The sequence below is a fragment of the Aliivibrio sp. 1S175 genome, from assembly GCF_001690985.1.
Taxonomy (GTDB): domain Bacteria; phylum Pseudomonadota; class Gammaproteobacteria; order Enterobacterales; family Vibrionaceae; genus Aliivibrio.
In genome coordinates this window covers 5,231-6,219 of sequence record NZ_MAJS01000032.1, presented here as the reverse complement: position 1 = coordinate 6,219, position 989 = coordinate 5,231, and the positions used below count along the sequence as shown (strand labels likewise).

The 989-nt window shown below is 37.8% G+C and carries 2 protein-coding genes; both read left to right on the top strand.

All coding sequences use genetic code 11. The annotated features are described in order from the left end of the window. Positions 1-130 precede the first annotated feature (130 nt). Positions 131-400, top strand: coding sequence for a DUF1778 domain-containing protein (locus tag A6E06_RS11370; protein WP_005423939.1), 270 nt, complete (start codon positions 131-133; stop codon positions 398-400). Then, positions 397-927 carry a GNAT family N-acetyltransferase gene (locus A6E06_RS11365; RefSeq protein ID WP_061037564.1) on the top strand — a complete coding sequence of 177 codons (531 nt, stop codon included), beginning with the start codon at positions 397-399 and terminating at the stop codon, positions 925-927. The genes A6E06_RS11370 and A6E06_RS11365 overlap by 4 nt, the downstream gene beginning before the upstream one ends. The last annotated feature ends 62 nt before the right edge of the window (positions 928-989 follow it).

Genomic DNA, 989 nt, shown 5'->3' with positions numbered 1-989 from the left:
TGTTATGCAGGCGTTATATTCACAAAGCTTAAAAATTAAATCCGTATTAGCTCCGTACAAGTTGCACTTTGGTTGTTTAAATCTTATACTCAGGTTAATTACGGAATTACTCCGTACGATTGGAGGTTTTATGGCTACTGCAAGACTTGATATCCGTTTGGATGAAGAAATCAAAGCTAAGGCTGAGAAGGCATCAGCTTTGCTTGGTTTAAAAAGCTTAACTGAATATGTTGTTCGTTTAATGGACGAAGATTCAACACAGGTGATTTCTGAGCATGAAAGCATCACTGTTGAAGCAAATGTATTTGACCAATTCATGATTGCTTGTGACGAAGCTAAAGCTCCGAATAAAGCATTACTTGAAGCGGCTGCATTTACTAAAAGTGGTGAGTTTAAGTGAGTTATTCCAAGACTTTTAAAGAATTGGATAAATCACAACACGATAGAGCATCATTTGACTGTGGTGAAAAAGAGTTAAATGATTTTATCCAAACTCAAGCCGCTAAACATATGCAAGCAGGTATCAGCCGCACTATGGTTTTGCCTGCTTCTGTGCCACTGCCAAATCAAAAATATCCAATTTGTTCATTTTATAGTATCGCGCCAAGTTCAATTAGCCGTGATACGTTACCACAAGCGATGGCTAAAAAATTACCGCGGTATCCAATTCCTGTTTTCCTTTTAGCTCAACTTGCGGTTCATAAAGAATTTCATGGAAGCGGGCTAGGTAAAGTTAGCTTAATCAAAGCTCTCGAATACCTTTGGGAAATTAACTCTCACATGAGAGCTTATGCCATTGTTGTTGATTGTTTAACTGAACAAGCGGAGTCATTCTACGCAAAATATGGTTTCGAGGTTCTTTGTGAAATCAATGGTCGAATAAGAATGTTCATTCCAATGAAAACAGTCGGTCAGTTATTCACTTAGACGTAAGAGTGAATATAACAAATGCATCAACACGATTTACTACACTCGGCGTTGTAGGTTTG

Coding starts and splice junctions, on each gene's coding strand:
- A6E06_RS11370 (WP_005423939.1), top strand. CDS start 131: ATGGCTACTGCAAGACTTGATATCCGTTTGGATGAAGAAATCAAAGCT.